Source organism: Micromonospora sp. MW-13 (genome assembly GCF_003434305.1).
Lineage (GTDB): Bacteria > Actinomycetota > Actinomycetes > Mycobacteriales > Micromonosporaceae > Micromonospora.
Genome location: NZ_QKKX01000044.1, coordinates 57,843 through 77,092, shown reverse-complemented (window position 1 = coordinate 77,092; position 19,250 = coordinate 57,843). Strand labels below are relative to the sequence as shown.

General features: G+C 72.8%; 15 protein-coding genes. 11 read left to right on the top strand and 4 right to left on the bottom strand.

All coding sequences use genetic code 11. The annotated features are described in order from the left end of the window. Window positions 1-19 precede the first annotated feature (19 nt). Window positions 20-1,189, bottom strand: coding sequence for a serine hydrolase (locus tag C5N14_RS21140; protein WP_117669854.1), 1,170 nt, complete (start codon window positions 1,187-1,189; stop codon window positions 20-22). 110 nt (window positions 1,190-1,299) lie between these two features. Here C5N14_RS21140 and C5N14_RS21135 point away from each other — a divergent pair, with 110 nt between their 5' ends. From C5N14_RS21135 to C5N14_RS21125, 3 genes are all read left to right on the top strand, one after another. Beyond that, window positions 1,300-2,520: a sensor histidine kinase gene (locus tag C5N14_RS21135; protein ID WP_117669853.1), complete on the top strand. Its 1,221-nt coding sequence runs from the start codon at window positions 1,300-1,302 to the stop codon at window positions 2,518-2,520. Next, window positions 2,508-3,152 carry a response regulator transcription factor gene (locus C5N14_RS21130; RefSeq protein WP_117669852.1) on the top strand — a complete coding sequence of 215 codons (645 nt, stop codon included), beginning with the start codon at window positions 2,508-2,510 and terminating at the stop codon, window positions 3,150-3,152. The genes C5N14_RS21135 and C5N14_RS21130 overlap by 13 nt, the downstream gene beginning before the upstream one ends. 100 nt (window positions 3,153-3,252) lie before the next feature. Next, on the top strand, window positions 3,253-4,788 hold the full coding sequence (locus C5N14_RS21125; protein WP_117669851.1) for a hypothetical protein: 1,536 nt from the start codon (window positions 3,253-3,255) through the stop codon (window positions 4,786-4,788). 89 nt (window positions 4,789-4,877) lie between these two features. Here the strand turns inward: C5N14_RS21125 and C5N14_RS21120 are convergent, their stop codons facing one another. Further along, on the bottom strand, window positions 4,878-5,789 hold the full coding sequence (locus tag C5N14_RS21120; RefSeq protein ID WP_117669850.1) for a hypothetical protein: 912 nt from the start codon (window positions 5,787-5,789) through the stop codon (window positions 4,878-4,880). 3 nt (window positions 5,790-5,792) lie between these two features. Next, complete coding sequence (locus tag C5N14_RS21115; RefSeq protein WP_207892809.1) at window positions 5,793-6,155, bottom strand: hypothetical protein; 363 nt, start codon at window positions 6,153-6,155, stop codon at window positions 5,793-5,795. 104 nt (window positions 6,156-6,259) lie between these two features. Here C5N14_RS21115 and C5N14_RS21110 point away from each other — a divergent pair, with 104 nt between their 5' ends. Together C5N14_RS21110 and C5N14_RS21105 are read left to right on the top strand one after the other, a co-directional pair. Further along, window positions 6,260-8,092: a WD40 repeat domain-containing protein gene (locus tag C5N14_RS21110; RefSeq protein ID WP_207892808.1), complete on the top strand. Its 1,833-nt coding sequence runs from the start codon at window positions 6,260-6,262 to the stop codon at window positions 8,090-8,092. Window positions 8,093-8,119: 27 nt separating this feature from the next. After that, complete coding sequence (locus C5N14_RS21105) at window positions 8,120-11,539, top strand: CHAT domain-containing protein (RefSeq protein ID WP_117669849.1); 3,420 nt, start codon at window positions 8,120-8,122, stop codon at window positions 11,537-11,539. 204 nt (window positions 11,540-11,743) lie between these two features. Here the strand turns inward: C5N14_RS21105 and C5N14_RS21100 are convergent, their stop codons facing one another. After that, complete coding sequence (locus C5N14_RS21100) at window positions 11,744-11,971, bottom strand: hypothetical protein (protein WP_117669848.1); 228 nt, start codon at window positions 11,969-11,971, stop codon at window positions 11,744-11,746. Between the two features lie 571 nt (window positions 11,972-12,542). Here C5N14_RS21100 and C5N14_RS21095 point away from each other — a divergent pair. The 6 genes from C5N14_RS21095 to C5N14_RS21070 all read left to right on the top strand — a co-directional run bounded on the left by C5N14_RS21095 (window position 12,543) and on the right by C5N14_RS21070 (window position 19,248). After that, window positions 12,543-13,301 carry a M23 family metallopeptidase gene (locus C5N14_RS21095; RefSeq protein WP_117669847.1) on the top strand — a complete coding sequence of 253 codons (759 nt, stop codon included), beginning with the start codon at window positions 12,543-12,545 and terminating at the stop codon, window positions 13,299-13,301. A 96-nt stretch (window positions 13,302-13,397) separates the two neighbouring features. Beyond that, window positions 13,398-14,147, top strand: a complete 750-nt coding sequence (locus tag C5N14_RS21090; protein ID WP_243639875.1) for an ABC transporter permease — start codon at window positions 13,398-13,400, stop codon at window positions 14,145-14,147. A gap of 351 nt (window positions 14,148-14,498) precedes the next feature. Further along, window positions 14,499-15,701: a dipeptidase gene (locus tag C5N14_RS21085; RefSeq protein ID WP_117669845.1), complete on the top strand. Its 1,203-nt coding sequence runs from the start codon at window positions 14,499-14,501 to the stop codon at window positions 15,699-15,701. After that, the gene (locus C5N14_RS21080) at window positions 15,698-17,323 is read left to right on the top strand and encodes an ABC transporter substrate-binding protein (RefSeq protein WP_117669844.1); all 1,626 of its coding nucleotides are present in this window, start codon (window positions 15,698-15,700) and stop codon (window positions 17,321-17,323) included. The genes C5N14_RS21085 and C5N14_RS21080 overlap by 4 nt, the downstream gene beginning before the upstream one ends. A 31-nt stretch (window positions 17,324-17,354) precedes the next feature. Then, window positions 17,355-18,308, top strand: a complete 954-nt coding sequence (locus C5N14_RS21075; RefSeq protein ID WP_117669843.1) for an ABC transporter permease — start codon at window positions 17,355-17,357, stop codon at window positions 18,306-18,308. A gap of 58 nt (window positions 18,309-18,366) precedes the next feature. After that, window positions 18,367-19,248 (top strand): ABC transporter permease, encoded by an 882-nt coding sequence (locus tag C5N14_RS21070; protein ID WP_243639873.1) that lies wholly within the window; start codon window positions 18,367-18,369, stop codon window positions 19,246-19,248. The last annotated feature ends 2 nt before the right edge of the window (window positions 19,249-19,250 follow it).

Here is a 19,250-nt window from a genome sequence, read left to right as displayed (position 1 = left end):
GGGTCCGCCCGTCGGCGGCTCACCGGGTCTCGCACAGGGCGGTGTGCAGGGTCGTCGAGAGCGCCTGCCAGCTCTCGTACGACACCGGTTCGTCGTTGACCACGAGCTGGGCCCGCCGGCCGTCGGTGGTGACCCCGCCCAGGGTCCGGAAACCCGGGGTGGTCCCGCCGTGGCCCCAGTAGAGCGTCCCGCCGCACTCGGTCAGCGGCGTCGAGATGATCCCGAGCCCGTAGCGGGCCCCGGGCCAGAGCCGTCCCTCCTCGGCCGGCACGGTCCGGGTCAGCTCGGCGAGGCGCGCCGGGTCCAGCAGCCGGCCGCCGAGCAGCGCGGCGAAGAACCGGTTCTGGTCGGCGAGGGTGGAGACCAGCGCCCCACCGGCACCGCCGAACGACATGTTGAACCGGGTGACGTCCCGCCGGCCCAGGACGTCGGCCGGCCCGGCCGGCGCGTAGCCGCGCGGGTGGGGTCCCCGGATCCGCACCGCGTCGCCGGGCCAGTAGGTGTCCCGCAGCCCCAGCGGTACGAGCACCCGTCGGGTGATCTCCGTGCCGATGTCGCGCCCGGTGACCCGCTCGACGACCAGGCCGGCCAGCACGTAGTTGGTGGTCGAGTAGTGCCAGCCGGGACCGGGCGCCGGGAGCGTCGTCGCCAGCGTGATCAGCTCGTCCGGCGAGTGGTGCCGGTAGCGCCACCCGTCCATCCGGTCCCAGGCCAACGCGTCGACGTGGTCGGGCAGGCCGCTGGTGTGTCGCAGCAGGTCGCGCACGGTGATCCGCCGACCGTCGTACCCGTTGCCCCGGACCACACCGGGCAGGTACCGCTCGACCGGGGCGTCCAGCGCGAGCCGGCCCTCCGCGACGAGTTGCAGCACCACCGTCGCGGTGAACGTCTTGGTCGAGCTGCCGATCCGGATCCGCTCGTCGGCGCGCATCGGCCGGCCGGTCCGCAGGTCCGCCCGGCCACTGCTGCCGGACCACCGGCCGCAGTTCGGGCCGTACACCTCGATGGCCGCGCCGACCAGCAGGTGGGTGCCGGTCAGGCCGCGCAGCGCGGCGGCCGTCGCCGGCAGGCCGGCGCACCCCGGCGCCGCCGGCCCGTGTGCCGCGGCCGGCCCGCCCGTGGCGGCGACGAGCAGGACCACGCCCGCGAGTACGCCGCCCCAGTGCCTTCTTCGGTCATTGGTCGTCATCGCACCGACGCTAGGGGCGGCCGGTCGGGCGGGCGATGGGGCAGCGGCCCCGGTCGAGGGTGTAGCTGGCTACACTGCCGGACCGCCGTCGAGGGGCGCAGAATACGACGATGCGGCGGTCCTGGCGGATGACGAGGTACCTGCTGGACGGCGGGGCGAGCGCGATCGGCGCGGCCGGTGTGCTCGGCGCGCTGGCCGGGGCGCTCGCGTCGAGCCTCGTCGGGTTCGGCGTCGTGCTGCTGCCGCCCGCCCTGCGTGCCCTCGGTGCGCTGGCCGACCGGGAACGTCGCCGCGCGGGCCGGTTGCTGGGCAGGCCGGTCCCGGTCGAGCCCCGGCCGCCCGTCGGCTCCCGCGCCGCCCTGCTGCGGGCCGCGGCGGGCGATCCGGCCAGCTACCGGAGTGCGGCCTGGCTCGCCGTGCACGCGGTCGGCGGGCCGCCGCTCGCCGCCGGCGTGCTGCTGCTCTGGCTGCTGGCGCTGGGCGGGCTGGTCGCTCCGCTGATCTGGTGGGCCGTGCCGACCGGCGCGCCGCTCACCTTCGTCGTGCCGATCACGAGCTGGGGCCGGGCGCTGCTGGTGCCGCCGCTGCTCGCCGGCGCCGCGCTCGCGCTGCTGCGGTGGGCCGTCCCGGCCGTCGCGGCGGCACACGCCCGGGCCGCGCTGGCGTCGTTCGCGCCGTCCGCCCGTAGCCGGCTCGTCAGCCGGGTCGCGGAACTCTCCGCGACCCGGGCCGGCGCGCTGGACGCGCACGCGGCGGAGCTGCGCCGCATCGAGCGGGACCTGCACGACGGCACCCAGGCCCGGCTGGTGGCGATCGCCATCCAGCTCGGCGTCGCGCAGGGCCGGCGGGCCGTCGACCCCGCACTCGCGGACCGGCTCCTCGGCCGGGCCCGGGCACTCGTCGAGGAGACCCTGACCGAGCTGCGCGGGGTGGTCCGGGGCATCTACCCGCCGATCCTCGCCGACCGGGGGCTGCCCGGCGCGGTGCACGCGCTCGCCGCCGACTGTCCCGTGCCGCTGACCGTGCGGGTCGCCCCGCTGGACCGGCTGCCGGCCGCGCTGGAGAGCGCCGCGTACTTCGTCGTCGCCGAGGCGCTGGCCAACATCGCCAGGCACAGTGGCGCCAGCGGCGGTGACCTGCGCGTGGAGCATTGGGCGGGCCGGCTGGTGGTCCGCGTGACCGACGACGGGGTCGGCGGCGCGCGGGAGTCGGCCGGCACCGGCCTGGCCGGGATCCGGCGCCGGGTCGCGGCGCTCGACGGCCGGGTGGAGCTGAGCAGCCCGACCGGCGGGCCGACGGTGCTGCGGGCGGAGCTGCCGTGCGGGTCCTGATCGCCGAGGACAACGTCCTGCTCCAGGAGGGGCTCAACCTGCTGCTCACCACCGCCGGCTTCGAGGTGACGGCGGCGGTGGACACGCCGGACGACATCGTCGCCGCCGTCGACCAACAGCGACCCGACGTCGCCATCGTGGACATCCGGCTGCCGCCGACCTTCCGCGACGAGGGGCTACGCGCGGCGCTGACCCTGCGCCGTCGGCACCCGGGCCTGCCGGTTCTGCTGCTCTCCCAGTACGTCGAGCGCGCCTACGCGACCGAACTGCTCGCCGACGGGCAGGGCGCCATCGGCTATCTGCTCAAGGACCGGGTGTCCCGGGTCGACGACTTCCTCGACGCGTTGCGCCGGGTCGCCGACGGCGGCACGGTGCTGGACCCGCACGTCGTCGCGCAGCTCGTGGCCACCCGGCGCAGCCCACTCGCCGGCCTCACCCCGCGCGAGCGCGAGGTGCTCACGCTGATGGCGGGGGGCAGCACCAACGCGGGCATCGCCCGTCAGCTCGTGGTCACCGAGCGCGCCGTCAGCAAGCACATCGGGAACATCTTCGCCAAGCTCGGCCTGCCGCCCGACGACAGCGGGCACCGTAGGGTCGTCGCCGTGCTCACCTACCTGCGCGCCCCGGACTGACCAGCCGCCGGGCCCCACCACCCGTCCCGAACCCGCCGGCGGAGCCGTCTTGACCGGTCGAAATAGGATCGAAGTTCGTCATGTCATGAGGAGGGTGTCGATGGGGCGTGCGCTGCGGGTGGGTATCCCGGTTCTCCTGCTGGCCGCCGTCGGCTGGTATGCCTCGTACGTCACCACCATCCTCGTGTGGGAGGTGCGCAAACTGCTGCCCTGGCTGGTGGCGCCGGCCCTGGTGGCCCTGTTCGGCGGGGCGCCGCTCCTGGTGCGACTGCTCAGCCACCGGCTCCGCCGGCGCAGGACCACGCCCGCGGCGGCCGGCGGGATCGTGGTCCTCGGCTGGCTGGGCGCCGCCGTCGGGCTGGCCCTGGGGGCGTTCTGGCTGGTCTACGGCGAGTACCTGCAGGACCGGGCGTACGTGACCACCATGCGGGTGGTGAGCGATCCGGTCCCGGAGTTGACCGCCCGCGCGCCGTACCTGGCCGGCGAGGCACAGGCCGCGCCCAACCTGGGCGACGTCACCGGCGAGATCACCGACGTCAGCTACCTGCCCGACTCCGACCGGTTCGCCGTCCTGGTCGAGCGGCGCGGCTGGTTGACCGGTTACGAGGTCGGCCTCGTGCAGGAGGTGCCGCTCGGCGGCAACAGCCGGGCGCAGCAGCGGTGCCAGTTCGACGTGTCGGCCGCCGACGCGCGCATCGGCGGCTGGTTCACCCACAACCTGGGCCGGAAGATCTCCGCCGAGCGGCGCGGGGTCCGGTTCTCCGCCGACGACGCGTACGTCCACTGCCAGGGGGACACTCCGGTCGTGGTGGTGCCGCTGAAGCGGCAGACCGGAATCCTGGTGGTGACCGAACGGCCGGCCGGCCTGGCGCTGTACGACGGCCGGACCGGGCAGGTCACGATCACCGACGACACGACGAAGGTGCCCGGACCGTCCTATCCGATCAGCCTGGCCGGCCGGCAGCGGGAGGGCACCGCCGCCGTCGGCGGGTTCGCCGACTGGTGGTTCGAGCGCAGCGGCTGGGACGCCTCCGAGGACGGCGCCAATGAGGGCAACGAGTCGGAGTTCACCCTGCGCTACCGCGACGGCAGCGGAGGCAGCGCGTACGTCACCCCGCTCACCCCGCAGGGCGAGGCCAGTTCGGTGGTGGCGGTGTCGACGGTGCCGACCCGGTACTCCGGCCGCGGTCTCGCCCCGCTGACCGTGCACCGGCTCAGCCCGACCTGGTCGTCACCCCAGGCGATCGTCGCCCTGATCAAGGCGGAGTACCGGGACATCTGCTGTTGGAACGACGACCAGGTGTTCGAGGTGGTGCCGACCGGCGGCAGCACCTGGACCGCCACGCTCGGCAGCGCGCAGAGCATCCGGTACCGGGTGGAGGGCCGGGGCCAGATCAACGGCCGGGAGGCGACCTGCCTGAAGAGCGCCGACGGCACCCTGGTCCGGTGCGCGTACGCCGCCCCCGGCTCGCCGGAGGAGCAGGAACTGCAACGCCGGGAGCAGCAGAAGCAGCAGGAGCAGGCGGCGAACGGCGGCCCGGACGCGAAGGACCTGACCACGTACACCGACGAGCGGTTGGCCGAGCTGAACCGACGGATCTCCGAGGAGGTCAACCGCCGCCTCAAGGAGCGGTAGCGGCGGGCCGCGGCGCGCGGCCGCCGGACCGCGCGGGCCGCACCGCCGCCGCTGGTCGCGCCAGCAGATGAGGTCCGGCGCGCCCGTGGTCAGCGTCCCTTGCGTACGTGGCGGGTGATCTCGTCGCCCTCGGACAGGCTGAGCGGCCCGGTGCTCTCCGCCGGTGCGACACCGAGCGCGACGGCCAGCGTGCGGCCGTGGATGTCGAGCACGGCCTCGCTGAGGTCGGCGAGGTCGGCCACGGCTGCCCTGGCCCGCAGCCAACCGGTCATCCCCACCGCCAGCGCGATCAGCAGGGCCGGCCACCACACGATCCCCAGCACGACGTACGGCAGCGCCCACGCGGTGGTGACCACCGCGGCGGCGAACTGGCCGTTGGCCGTGCTGAGATCGGCCCGGACGGGATCGGGCAGGACGAGCCACAGGCGCGACCAGCCGAACCGTAGATCCAACCCGTACCGGTCGAGTGCGACCTGTTCCACCGCCGCGATCCGGTCACCCATCCAGGTCGGTCGCGTCGGCGCGGCCAGGGCGAGCCGGTTGACCCGCGCTGCCGCCTCGTCGACCTCGGCCTGCTGAGCGGGTGTCCGGCTGGCCGCCGGAAACCTGTTCTGCAGTTCCCACCGGTTCGCCACCAGCCGGTGCCAGCGCCTGCCCCGCGCGTCGGCCAGCCGCCCCCGCGCCCAGCGCAGCCCGGGCGGCCACAGCCCCAACAGCCCGGCCCGGACCGGCGCGGCAAGCGCCTGGACCGTCAGCCCGACCCCGCTGGAGGCGAGGAGCAGCCCGATCACGGCCAGCGCCTGCGCCGGCCCGGACGCCCTACCCAGCGCGGCTCCGAACCCGGTCGCCCTCGACGCCAGCAGTGGCAGGTCGACGGCGTGCGACCAGCCGAGCTGGATGCCGGCCCAGGCGGTGGCGACGAAGAGCAGCCCGGGTAGCGCGAGCAGACCGACCCAGCGCTCCGCGAGCTGCTTCGCCAGCTCCCCGAAGAAGTTGTTCACCGGTCATCGCCTGCTCATCGGCACACCGGTGAGCAGGCATCGCGGTGCCGGCCCGGCCGGTACGGCCGCGACCACCCGGTCACACGCCTGGTCGGGACAGCCGAACGACTCCTCGTCGGCCCGTCCGGGGCCCGCGCCCGGCAGTCCGGTGCCCAGGTTGCGCGAGGTTCCGGTCGCGCCCGCGCCCAGCAGCCGGGCGACCAGCCCGGCGACCGGCCGGCGCGCCCGGGCCTCGGTCTCGATGCTGGCGAGCAGCAGCCGTTGCTGCTCGGTTCCCGCGGCGAAGTACGCCCGTAACGCCGGCAGGTCGTCACAGAGTCCGGCCAACGTGCGCCGCTCGATCAGTCTGCCCCGCTCGTCGTCCACGGGCGGGAATGTATCGGTTGGTGGGGCGGTGCGCCAAAGCCGGTGCGCCGACCGCCGGGGCGTCCCTTGTGGACCGTCGCGGTGCCGCCGCTAGCATCACTTCGGTGGCCAGTGATCCCATCGCCGAGTTCTTCGTGGACGACACGCACCGGGTCGCCGTCATGCAGTGGGCGGTCGACGAGTCGGATGCGGTGGGCGGCACGGTACACATCCAGGTCGGGACCGTCGCGGGCGGCGGATGGTACGTCCGGCACCGGGGGTTCGGTCTGCGCGAGTTCGGCGACCGGCATGCGGCCTGGCGGGCCGTCCGTGGGCTGATGGGCCATCATGACGGGCGATGGGAACAGGTCGACGTCGATCCCGCGCCCTTCTCGGCGGTGTGCCGGCCCGACGGTTCACGGGTGCTCTACGCCACCCACGACGACGATTCGCTCTACGCGTGCTGGGGCCGCGGACGCGACCAGATCTGGGACAGGTTCCTCGGCGCGATCAACGAGGGCACCACGCTGCGCCGGACCGAGACGCACGCGCTTCTCGACGGCGCCATCGAGCTGGTCCGGTACCGGGACCCCTACCACGGGCGGGACCGCTACGCGGTGTCGACGGCCGGTGAGGCGGGGGTGGACTGGCTGGTGGTCGACCACGCCGATCGGGAGCTGGCGGACGCCGACTACGAGGAGTCGGTCCGCCGCAACGCGGACGAGGACATCCGGTACCGGTCCAGCGACGTGCCCGACGCGCCGGTCAGCCGCAAATCCAGGCCGCCGGCAGGGCTTCGCGTCCTGGATTCCGGCGTCATTCTCGCGGCGGACGACCTCGACGAGTACAACGAAATGTACGATCTGCCGTACCGGTCCCGGTGGCCGGTCACCACCGATCCCGCGCCGGTACCGCCCGGCGTGGTGGGCCCGATGACCGCCGCGCCCCGGGACTGGGGGCCGGCCGCGACCGAGGTCCGGGAGGTCACCGTCGCGGCGTGGCGGGACGAGGACTGGACGTCGCCCATCAACGCCCTGGCCCTGGCGGTGCTCCCCGACGGCCGGCAACTCCTCGCCGTCGGCCACGACGACGGCGCGACGCTGTGGAACGTCCGCACCGGCAAGCGCGTCGTCGAGGTCTCCGGCCACAGCGAGTGGGTCCTGTCGGTCGGGATGGCCGTGCTCTCCGACGGCACCTCGGTGCTGGCGACCGGAGGCAAGGACGGCCTGGCGCGGGCCTGGTCCACCAGGGACGGGGCGCCCCTGGTGGAGATCGAGGCGCACCGCCGGCCCGTCAACGCGCTCTCCTGGGCGCTCCCGCGGGGACGGGTGCCGCTGCTGGTCACCGGGGGCGACGACGCCACGATCCGGGTCTGGAACGTCGAGAACCGGGCGCTGGTGAAGGAGCTGACGGTGGGGGAGCCGGGCGTGAATCTGGTGCGGTCGGCAGCCAGCGCGGTGCTCGCCGACGGGCACCTGTGCGTGGTGGCGGGAGTGGACCCGCTGGGCGTGGCCCCGGCCCAGGTCTGGGACGCCACCACCGGGCGCCGGTTGCACGAGCTGACGATGGGACACGACGATTGCGACCGGCCGGCGGTCGCGGTGGCGACGCTCGCCGACCGGTCGTTCCGGGTGGCGGCAGCCGCCGGGGCCGAGGTGCGGGTCTGGGACGGGCACACCGGTCGGGAGATACGGACGCTGACCATGCCGGAGCCCGGTGCCGGTGACGTCGCCCTCGCGGTGCTGCCCGACCTGCGGGTGGTCGTCGCCGCCACGGCCGGTCGGCACACCAGGGTCTGGGAGGTCGAGTCGGGAGCACTGCTCGCCGGCCTGGACCACGGCGCCACGGGACCCACCCCCGCCGTCGACCTCGCCGTTCTGCCGGACGGCAGTCCGCTGCTGGCGTTCGCCGGCGCGGCCGTCCCGCCCCGCGTCGTCCGGCTGGACGTGCGCTGGTGACGGCGTACGCGGCCTAGGGACGCCCGGATGCTCATCGACGAACTTACCTGGCTGGTGGCCGACCGGGTCACCGACCACCAGCATGGCGGTGGCCCGAAGCCGCTCTTCTCCGCCGGGGCGGAGCGGGATGCGACCGCCCTGTGGCGGCTGCTGCGGACGATCGACCCGGAGACCGCCTCCGCCGGTGTCGAGGCACGGGTCGCCAGGGCGAGCCTCAAGCTGGGCTGGTTCCACTACCACCGCTGGCGGCATGCGCCCGACGGCGGTGGTCACGTCGACCTGGCCCGGTCCCTGCTCTGCGTCGACCAGGTCGCGGACGACGTCCGGGCCGTTCCGGTGGAGCTGCGGCCGATGGTCGGCCGGTTCACCGAGCCCGGCGAGCAGGCGGACGCGGCGGTGGCGTTGCTGGACGCCGCTGCCGCCGATCACGAACCGGCCCTGCTCGACGCGGCCATCCTCCTGATGGAGCCCGCAGCCGCAAGGATGCCGCAGCGGGACCCGCGCCGCGCCGGCCTGCTGGCCCGGCTCTGCCGGGCGCTGCGCCGCCGGCACGAGCGCGACGGCTCCGCGTGTGACCTCGACCAGGCCATCGCCTGGGGCGAACAGGCGACAGCGCTCGCGCGCCGCGACGGCGGCCCGCCCACCGCGCTGGAAGCCGACCTCGCCCGGGCCTACCGGTGCCGGCACCGGTTGCGGGCGGACCCCGCCGACCTGCGTCAGGTCATCGACCTGCTCACCCGGGCAACGACCCGGGACGGCCGCGACGCCGCGCTGTTGTCGGAGCTGAGCGCGGCCCACCGGCAACGCTACGGGCAGGACGACGAGCCGGCGGACCTCGAACAGGCGGTGACCCTGGCGGAACGGGCCGCCGCCCTGCCGGGCGGGCGGGCGAGCACCGGGGTCCTGGTGAACCTCGGCGACGCGCTGCTGTGCCGCTACGAGCGGTCCGGGAACCGGGCGGACCTGTGGCGGGCGGCCGACCTGGCCGAGCAGGTCGTGGCCCGGGTGCCCGACGACGATCCGCTGCGGTCCGTGTACCTGGCGGGCGCCGCCGCGATCCTGCTGAGGCGGCACGAACGCAGCCACGAGCTGCTCGACCTGCGGCGGGCCGTGGAACTCAACGAGGAGGCGCTGGCGCTGTTGGAGGACGAGCATCCCCGCCGGCCCGACGTGCTGCGCTGCCTGGCCGCGGGTCTGCACCAGCGCTACCGCCGGCTCGGCGCGGACGCCGACCTGAGCCGCGCCCTGACCCTCCTCGGGTGGGCCCTCGCCGCGATCCCGGCCGACCGTCCCGACCGGGCGCAGGTCTCGATGGAGATCGTGGCCGTGCGGCTGACCCGGCACCTGCACACCGGGGTGCTCGCCGAGCTGGCCGCAGCGATCGAGCTCGGGGAACAGGTGACCGCCGGTGCGCCGGCCTGCCCTCCGGAATGGGCGTCCGTTCTGGGACAGGCGTACCAGCTACGCAACCGGGTCAGCCACGAGCTGGCCGATCTGGACCGGGCGATCGACCTCGGCGAGCGGTCGCTGGCCGGCACCGGTGCCGACGACGTCGCCCTGGCCGCCCGGCAGGCCCGGGTCGCCGCCGCCTACCTGCGCCGGCACGCCCAGCGGCCGGGCCGAACGGACCTGGACCGGGCGATCGACCTCGGGGAGCGGGCAGTGGCCCTGACCCCGGACGACCACCTCGACCTGCCGGAGCGGCTGTCGGACCTCGCCGCGGCCCGGTTGACCCGCTACCGGTTCGCCAGGTCGCCGGCGGATGTCGAGGCCGCCGTCGCCCTCGCCGAGCGGGCGTTGGCGGTGGCTCCGGGCGGCCACCCGGGCCGGTCCCGGTTGGTGGCCCTGCTCTGCGCCGCCGGACAGGAGCGCGCGGGTGGCGGGGGCCGCGGCCTGGACGGGGCGCGGCTTCGGGAACTGGCGGGGGAGGTACGCGAGGCGGCGTCGGCCGCGCCGGTCGACCGGGTGGCGGCCCACCACGCGGTCGGTGTCCTCGCCCAGACCGTCGGCGAGCCGCGGCTCGCCGTGCGGATGCTGGACGCGGCGGCGGCGTTCCTGCCGTCCGTCGCGCCCCGGGAAGCCGGGTGGGCGGACCAGCAGCATCGGCTCGGCGAGCACTTCGGCCTGGTCGGGGCCGGGGTGGCCGCGCACTGCGTGATCGACGACCCCGCCGGGGCGGTGGAGTTCGCCGAGCGCGGCCGGGGGGTCCTGCTGGCCAGTCAGGCGAGCACCCGCGTCGACCTCGACGGCCTCCGTCAGCGCGATCCACGGCTCGCCGCCAGGTTCCAGTGGGTGTGCGAGCGGCTCAACACCCCGGGCTTCCCCGCCGGCGAACGTCAGCGGTGGTGGTCGGCCTACGACGGCCTGCTGGCCGAGATCGGTGCCCTGCCCGGGCTGGACGGCTTCCTGGCCGCGCCCCGGCTGGTCGACCTGCGACCCGCCGTGGCGGGCGGGTACGGCGTGCTGGTCAACGCCAGCCGGCACCGCAGCGACGCCGTCATCGTGCCGGCGGACGCCGATCCGATCCTGGTGGAACTGCCCGACCTGCGGATGGTCGACGTGGTCGCCAGGGTGGACACGCTGCTGGCCGCCGTCTCCGCCGGGCCGAGTCTGGCGGCCACGCTACGCAGGCGTCAGGTGGTGAGCGACGTGCTGAGCTGGCTGTGGGACACCGTGGTCGCCCGGGTGGTGCGGGCCCTGCCGGACCGGCCGACCGGTGGACACCGGGTGTGGTGGTTGCCGACCGGCCTGCTGGGGTTACTGCCGCTGCACGCCGCCGGACGTCCCGGGCAGCCCGGCGCCCTCGACGCCCTCGTGTCGTCGTACGTGCCGTCCCTACGGACGCTGCGCGAGGCCCGCGACCGGCCGCCCGCCGGGAGCCGTCGCCACCTCACCGTCGCGATGCAGCGGACGCCCGGGCAGGCCGAGCTGCCCGGTGCCCTGGACGAGGCGACGGTGCTGGACGGGCCGACGTTGCTCAACGACGAGGCCACCACCGACCGGGTCCTCGCCGCGCTGACCGAGGCCACCTGGACGCACTTCGCCTGCCACGCTGTCGTCGAGGCGTCCTCCCAGGCCGACAGCGGACTGCTGCTGCACGACGCGACGCTCCGGCTGCCCGACATCGGCGGCCTGCGGTTGCCCCGGGCGGAGCTGGCCTACCTGTCCGCCTGCTCCACCGCGAACCACGGCAGCAGGTACGCCGACGAGGTGCTCCACCTCGCGTCCGCGTTCCATCTCGCCGGTTTCCGGCACGTGGTGGCGAGTCTGTGGCCGCTCGTCGACCAGGTGGCCGTCCAGGCGGCACGCTCGTTCTACCGCAGGTTGCCCGACACCCCGACCGCCGACGCCGCCGCGGACGCGCTGCACCAGGTGACGCTCGAACTGCGCGACGAGCACCCGGACTCCCCGGAACTCTGGGCCCTGCTGGTGCACAGCGGCCCGTAGCGGCTTCCCGATCTCACGGCAGGCGGTGGGGGAGCTGGCCGGGTGCTCGACGGTCCTCCGCCACGAGTGACTGCACCCGGCGGAGGGTTGCCCCTGGTGCCATGATCACTTCCCGCCACCGTTCCAGCGTCCTGGTCAGGTCCCACACCGTGCTCCGCAGCTCCTGTAGTTCGCGCTGGGACGCGGTCAGCTGGTCCCGGACGGTCAGCGCCTCGGTTTCCAGTTCCCCGGCCAGAACATGCCGAGCAGGCCCGCGACGCCGACCACGATCAGGCCGAACTCCCACCAGAGCCTGATCGAGCCGGGCATCGCCACCTCCACCGACTGCGGCCGGATGTCACCCATGGCCAGCAGGAGGCCGCACACGGGCGTGGTGACGAGGACCGCGAACTCGTACACCCGGTTGCTGGTCCGATCCCGGAAACTCCCCATTGCACACTCCCTTCCTGATGTGCGGCCTCGTCGACGCACGGACGGCCGATGATCTTCGAACCTGCCATCGCGACGACGCTGCCAACGCGGTGCCGGGACATGAAGCCGGGACTGCCTCCGCGGCCGGTGCGCACGTGCTCGCCGCACCCTCCGGCGCCGCCGCACCGCCCACGTCGCGCGGCCGGCCTGCGGTCCGCACCGCATGAATCAACCATATGCGCAGGTCACGAGCCCATCGGCGGCCCGAGCGGGTAACTGGATCACCGCAGCGCTCAGGGCACCGAGTGTCGGATTGTGGACAGTCACCTGCGCTGTCCGCAGTGTCCACCTTCGCCCGTGTTTCCGCTCACGGGAGGCCGGCGTGGCCGGTTGCCTCGGACCGCCGGCCCGGCGACGTCCGGGGGCGGCCCCACCGGGTCGCGCGCCGTCCCGGTGTGGGGCGCCGCGACCTCGGTCGGTCCGGGGGACTGAGGACATCCGTCGTTGTGGATATAGTGGCGGCCCGGGGATGATCTCCCGACGAGGTCCCGGCGGACGCGTGTCCCACCCGGGGCGAGGAGGGATGGTAGTCATGGCGACCACCGAGCCGCGGTCTCAGCGCGGCGACGACGGCGAGTTGCCGACCGTGGGCCGCAGGGAGCTGCTGCGGGGCTCGGCGGCGGTGGCGGGTGGTGTGGTGCTCGGCGGTCTGCTCAAGTCGGCGCCCGCGCTGGCGGCGCCGGTGATCTACAACCCGTTCGGCGGCTACCCGATCACCGACGGGTGGCAGGAGCACATCGACCGGGGGTCCGCCGGGGGCATCGACTTCGCGATGCCGGTCGGCACGAACCTACCCGCGTGTGGTGCAGGGACGATCCAGAACATCCCGAACAACGGTACGGGCGGTCACACCGTGACCATCAGCCACTCCGACGGATACCGCAGCCAGTACCTGCACCTGTCCCAGTTCCTGCTGGCGAACGGGACCTCGGTGGCGTCGGGCGCCATCGTCGGCAGGTCCGGCGGCGCGGCCGGTGCCCCGGGCTCGGGCTCCTCGACCGGGCCGCACCTGCACTGGCACATGATCGATCCGGCGGGTCGCCGGATCAACCCGCTGACCTACGTCAACCCGGCCCCGCCGCTCAACCTGTGGGAGGACGACATGAAGTTGATCCAGTCCACCAACCGGGGCATCGCCCTGGTCGGCCCCGGCTACTTCCGCCAGCTACGCAACGACGAGGAGGTGACGGCCGCCGTCGCGCTGGTCGGCAACCCCCTGATCGGCAACGACCGGCAGTTCGACCTGTGGCGCAGCATCGCCTTCGACGGTCAGGTCAAGGCCCCGTCCTGACAGTCGCCCCGGCGCCGCCGCAGGCGGCACCCGTGCCCGCACACACCGGGCCGGAGCGGCGCGACGCTGCCCGAACCGCTGCGACAGACTGACCGGATGCCCTCGACGATGCTGGTGGTCGGCCCCGAACTGTTCGTCGCCCTGGTCGTGCTGACCGCCGTCGCGGCGATCGTGGCCGCCGTCGGAAAGCTCGGGCACGGTCGGCAGATCGCCGTCGCCGCCGCCCGGGCGGCGGTGCAGTTGGCGGCCGTGTCGCTGCTGATCGCCGCCATCGTGGCGTCGCTGTGGGCCACCGCCGCCTTCGTGGTCCTGATGTGCGCGGTGGCGGCGGGCACCTCCGCGCGGCGCGTCGGCGGTGGGGCGCGCGGCTGGTGGGCCGGTGTGCCCATCGTCGTGGGAAGCCTGTCCGTCGTCGCGGGGCTGCTGCTGGCCGGCCTGGTCCCGCTGCGCGGGATCGCGGTCATCCCGGTCGCCGGAATCCTGATCGGCGGCGCGATGACCGCCACCTCGCTGGCCGGCCGACGCGCCCTCGACGAGCTCACCGGCCGGCGCGGCGAGGTCGAGGCGGCCCTGGCCCTCGGCCTGCCGCCCCGCGACGCGGTGCTGCTGGTCTGTCGCCCCGCCGGCGGCCAGGCGTTGATTCCGGCGCTGGACCAGACCCGCACGGTCGGCCTGGTGACCCTGCCCGGCGCCTTCGTCGGCGTGCTGCTCGGCGGGGCCAGCCCACTCGCGGCCGGGATCACGCAGTTGTTCGTCCTGGTCGGCCTGCTGGCGGTGGAGGCCGTCGCCGTCGTCCTCACCGTCGAACTGGTGGCCCGAGGTCGCCTGCGACCGGCCACGGCGTGAGCGGCCGGCCCGCTGCCGCGCCGCCACACGTACGCCGTCGGGCAATTTGAACAGTGTTGGGGTAATTGCCGGGCCAGGTGGTCAGACCACTGGGTTGCGTGTCGTGCCGCGCGGGTGCCGGCAGTTCGCCTTTCGGCGGATCGGGGATCGGGTGGACGGCGGGTGAGGCTGGTCGGCGTCGGCTGCCGCGACCGCCCAGGAGCTGTCCTGACCTGCGGGAATGTTGACTGTTTCCGGTAACGGTCAGGTCACGAGGTATTCCGGAGGTTGTTGTCGCTCGGCTAATCTCCCGTGAGGCATGAGGTCAGACCTCATGCCTCATACCTCTAACCCGACGAGGTGAGTTGACGAGTGCAGGAACCCGCCCCCCGCTACGCCGGATACCGGTCCTTCGACTACTTGACGCCGCACGCCGACTACAAGGTCTTCGAACTCGCGCCGCAGCTCGGCCGGGTGCCCGAGCACGACCTCGGCCTGAGCGACGACCAGCACCGCCGGGTGGCCCGGCTGCTCAGCGAGCACCTGGCCATCTCGCTGCACGAGCACCCGAAGATCCTGCCGGCCGACGTGTCGCAGCTACGTGACTACAACCGCACCGGCCGCAACTCGTTCGGCTTCGAGGGCCTGGCCCGCTCCGGCATGACGGCGGTCTTCGACAACTTCATGAACGGCACCGGCTGCGTGACCAGCGAGCACGCCTGGAAGTGGGACGACGTCATCTACGACATCGGCCTGCGCTTCGCCGATGTCGCCAAGCAGGACCACGTGGTCGTGGCGACCACGCTGGAACAGATCTTCGAGGCCAAGCGCAACGGCCAGATCGCCCTGGTGGCGGGCCTGGAAGCGGCCACGATGATCGAGAACGAGCTGGACCGGATCGACATCCTCTACGGCTTCGGCGTGCGCCAGATGGGCATCGCGTACAGCCAGGCCAACATGCTGGGATCCGGGCTCTCCGAGGACCGCGACGGCGGGCTGACCCACTTCGGTCGGCGCGCGGTGGACCGGATGAACAAGCTCGGCATCGCCATCGACGTCTCGCACTCCGGTGACCAGACCTCGCTGGACGTGATCGAGGCCAGCCGGGTGCCGGTGTTCATCACCCACGCCGGCGCCCGCGCGGTCTGGGACACCCCTCGGATGAAGCCGGACGAGGTGATCCGGGCCTGCGCCGAGCGCGGGGGCGTGATCGGCATCGAGGCCGCTCCGCACACCACCCTGTCGGCCGAGCACCCGCACCACTCGATCGAGTCGGTGATGGACCACTTCACGTACTGCGTGGAACTGGTCGGCATCGACCACGTGGCGTTCGGCCCGGACACCAACTTCGGTGACCACGTCGGGCTGCACGACAGCTTCACCCAGCACCTGGCGATCGGGAAGGCCCACGGGGTGGTGGACCACCCCCGGGTCCCGTACGTGAGCGGCATGGAGAACCCGGCGGAGTGCTTCAGCAACATCGCCGGGTGGCTGGTCACGCACGGTTACTCCGACGACGAGATCGCCAAGGTCATCGGCGGCAACATCATCCGGGTTCTTCAGGAGGTTTGGTGAAAAAGACAGTCAAGGGGCGGTGGCGGCTCGCCGTCGCGCTCGGCGTGGTGGCCGCGCTGGGTGTCTCCGGCTGCGGCCTGAACGAGGACAACGCGTCCTCGAACACCTCGACGGACGGTTCGGTGCTGCGGATCGGCACCACCACCGACGTGAGCAACTTCAATCCGCTGCAGTCGCTGAGCAAGACCGACTCGTGGATTCTCAACGCGATGTACCCGCACCTGCTGCGGATCGACGAGAACGCGAAGAAGGCGCCGGAGCTGGCCAAGGAGTACCGCTACGAGGATGACGGCAAGACCGCCGTCTTCGTGCTGCGGGACGACTTCAAGTGGACCGACGGCAAGCCGGTGGTCGCGGACGACGTCAAGTTCAGCGCCGAGATGATCATGAAGTACAAGCTCGGCAACGTCGCCGCGAAGCTGACCTGGGTCGAGTCGATCGAGGCGCCGGACGCGACCACGGTCAAGTTCAAGCTCTCCCAGCCGTACGCGCCGTTCGCGGAGGGCGTCGGGTTCTGGATGTCGATCGTGCCGAAGCACGTCTTCGAGCCGGCCGGCGACCTGTCCAAGTTCCCCAACGACACGAACTGGGTCGGGGCCGGGCCGTTCGTGCTGGACAGCATGACCAAGGGCCAGCGCTACGTCATGAAGCGCAACGAGAGCTACCCGCTCGCCCCGGGTGGCAAGGCGGCGGTCAGCAAGGTGGAGTACCGGGTCTACCCGGACGTGAACACGATGATGCTGGCGCTGCGCAACGGCGACATCGACCTGATGGGCACCCCGGTCCCGGTGTCGGCGGCGAAGACCTTCGAGGGTGACTCGAAGATCAAGATGGCGAAGGTCGGCGCGCTGGGCTTCGCCCACCTCACCTACAACATGAAGAACAAGCACCTGGCCGACCAGGAGGTCCGGCAGGCGCTGTCGATGTCGGTCGACACCAAGTCGATCATCTCGGCGGTGCTCCAGGGCGACGCCCAGGAGATGGCCGGGCCGATCTCGCCGATCTTCTCGGACTACGACAACACCGAGGTCAAGCCGTACGCGTTCGACCCCGCCGGGGCGAAGGCCAAGCTGACCGCGGCGGGCTACAAGGACGCCAACAACGACGGGTTCTTCGACGAGCTGGCCTTCGGCGTGGCGTGCGACCAGTCCAACGCGAACATGACCCGCGTGGTGCAGCTCTTCCGCGAGAGCGCGGCCAAGGCCGGCATCAAGCTGGAGAACGAGTGCGTCGAGCGGAACACGTTCCTGGCCCGCACCAAGAGCGGCGAGTACGACATCGACGCCTCGCAGTGGGGTGTGTTCGACAACCCGATGGACCAGCTGCGCAGCACCTACCTGTCCAGCAACCCGGGTGGCATCAACTACAACCTGCTCAAGTCGACCGAGATCGACAAGCTGATCAACGAGGCGGCCGGCACCACCGACCCCGAGGCGTTCAAGACGAAGATCAAGAACCTCGACAAGGTCGTGCACGACCAGGCGTACCTGACCCCGCTGTACGTGGAGAACTTCCGGTTCGCCTACAACGGCAGCAAGTTCACCGGCTTCGCCCCGTCGCCGTCGGACCTGCTCGGCATGGTCACCGCGTACTCGCTGGCCCAGGTCACCCCGGTCAAGTAGCCGGAACCAAGAAGGAAAGGAGGGGTCCCCCGTGGCACGTTTCGTGCTCAGTCGGGCACTGAAAGCCGTCCTGACCGTGTGGATTGCGATCACTTCGACGTTCTTCCTGCTCCGGCTGCTGCCGGGGGACCCCACGTCCCTGATGGTCGAGGGGGACATGACGCCGGAGATGCAGGCGGCGCTGCTCAAGACGTACGGCCTGGACCGTCCGCTGTGGGAGCAGTACGTGTCGTACCTGCGTGAGCTGCTCCAGGGCAACCTGGGCATCTCGTTCCGGCAGATCCAACCGGTCGCCGACATCATCGTCGACCGGCTGCCCTGGACGCTGCTGCTCGCCGGCAGCGCGTTCGTCATCACCATCGCCGTCGGCATCCCGATCGGCGTCTCCGCCGCCGTGCACCGGGGCAGGTGGTTGGACCGTACGCTCCAGGCGCTCGGCATCGGCGGGCACGCGCTCTTCGTGCCCAGCGTCGCCATGCTGCTGCTGGTCTTCCTCGGCGCCCGGCTCGGCTGGTTCCCGATCGGTGGGGCGATCGACCCGGACACCCGGGGTGCGGCGGCCTACCTGAGCCTGGCGCACCACCTGGTGCTACCGGTGCTGTCGCTGGTGCTGGTGCAGCTCGGCCCGTACGCGTTGACCCTGCGCACCAACATGATCGAGGTCCTCGGCGAGGACTACATCCGGGCCGCCCAGGCCCGGGGCCTGTCGGCCCGGCGCCGGGTCTGGAAGCACGGCCTGCGCAACGCGATCCTGCCGGCGCTGACCCTGATGGGCCTGCAACTGGGCACCCTGGTCGGCGGCGCGGTGCTCACCGAGACGGTCTTCGCCTATCCCGGAGTCGGCCGGCTGATCTTCGAGGCGGTCGGGCAGCAGGACTATCCGGTGCTCCAGGGGGCGTTCATCATGCTCGCCGTCACCGTGGTGGCCGCGAACGCGCTGACCGACATGCTCTACGCCGTCCTCAACCCAAGGATTCGACTGTGAGCGCGAGGAGTGCAGCGCAGCGGAGCCCCGAAGCCGCCACCTGTGAAGGGAGGATGCCGTGAGCGCCCCCGTGCTGACCGAGCAGACGGTGCCACCGGTCGCCCCGGCCGCCGTCAGGCGGTCCTGGTACAGCTACCTGCGCCAGCCCTCCGCGGCGCTGTCGGTGCTGGTGCTGCTCGTGATGGTGGTGATGGCGGTCTTCGCGCCGCTGATCGCCGACGAGCCGGTCGGTGCCGGCGCGGACGTGCTGCAATCGCCGTCCGGCGCGCACTGGTTCGGCACCGACGACCTCGGGCAGGACATCTTCGCCCAGGTGGTCTGGGGCACCCGGACCAGCCTGGTGATCGGCCTGGCCGCCTCGGTGATCGCGATCGTGCTGGGTACCGCGATCGGGCTGGCCTCGGCCTACTTCCGCCCGATCGACGCGGTCGCCACGGTGATCACCGACGTGATGCTGGCGCTGCCCACCCTGCCGTTGATGATCATGCTGGCCGCGGTGGTCAACCCCAGCGTCTGGACGCTCACCATGATCATCGGATTCTTCGCCTGGCCCGAGGTGGCCCGGCTGATCCGGTCGCAGGGCCTGGTGGTCAGCGCGATGCCCTACATCGACGGGGCCCGGGTGCTCGGCGCCACCGGCTGGCGGATCGTCACCCGGGAGATCCTGCCCGCGGTCGTCTCGCTGGTGATCGTCAGCGTACTGCTCACCGCCTCCCGGGCGGTGATCTCCGAGGCCGGCCTGAGCTTCCTCGGCCTCGGTGACCCGGACGCCTGGTCCTGGGGACGGATCCTGCTCAACGCCCAGCGCAGCGGCGTGATCGCCATCGCCTGGTGGCAGACGCTCTTCCCGTCCCTGGCGATCCTGCTGCTGGTGCTCTCGGCGACCGTCGCCGGCATGCGGTTCAACGACACCCGCGACCCCCGCCGTAACGGAGGCTGACC

Excerpts from the sequence above, each read along its gene's own strand:
- C5N14_RS21140 (WP_117669854.1), bottom strand. The coding sequence starts at position 1,189 with ATGACGACCAATGACCGAAGAAGGCACTGGGGCGGCGTACTCGCGGGC.
- C5N14_RS21135 (WP_117669853.1), top strand. The coding sequence starts at position 1,300 with ATGCGGCGGTCCTGGCGGATGACGAGGTACCTGCTGGACGGCGGGGCG.
- C5N14_RS21125 (WP_117669851.1), top strand. The coding sequence starts at position 3,253 with ATGGGGCGTGCGCTGCGGGTGGGTATCCCGGTTCTCCTGCTGGCCGCC.
- C5N14_RS21105 (WP_117669849.1), top strand. The coding sequence starts at position 8,120 with ATGCTCATCGACGAACTTACCTGGCTGGTGGCCGACCGGGTCACCGAC.
- C5N14_RS21100 (WP_117669848.1), bottom strand. The coding sequence starts at position 11,971 with ATGGGGAGTTTCCGGGATCGGACCAGCAACCGGGTGTACGAGTTCGCG.
- C5N14_RS21095 (WP_117669847.1), top strand. The coding sequence starts at position 12,543 with ATGGCGACCACCGAGCCGCGGTCTCAGCGCGGCGACGACGGCGAGTTG.
- C5N14_RS21090 (WP_243639875.1), top strand. The coding sequence starts at position 13,398 with ATGCCCTCGACGATGCTGGTGGTCGGCCCCGAACTGTTCGTCGCCCTG.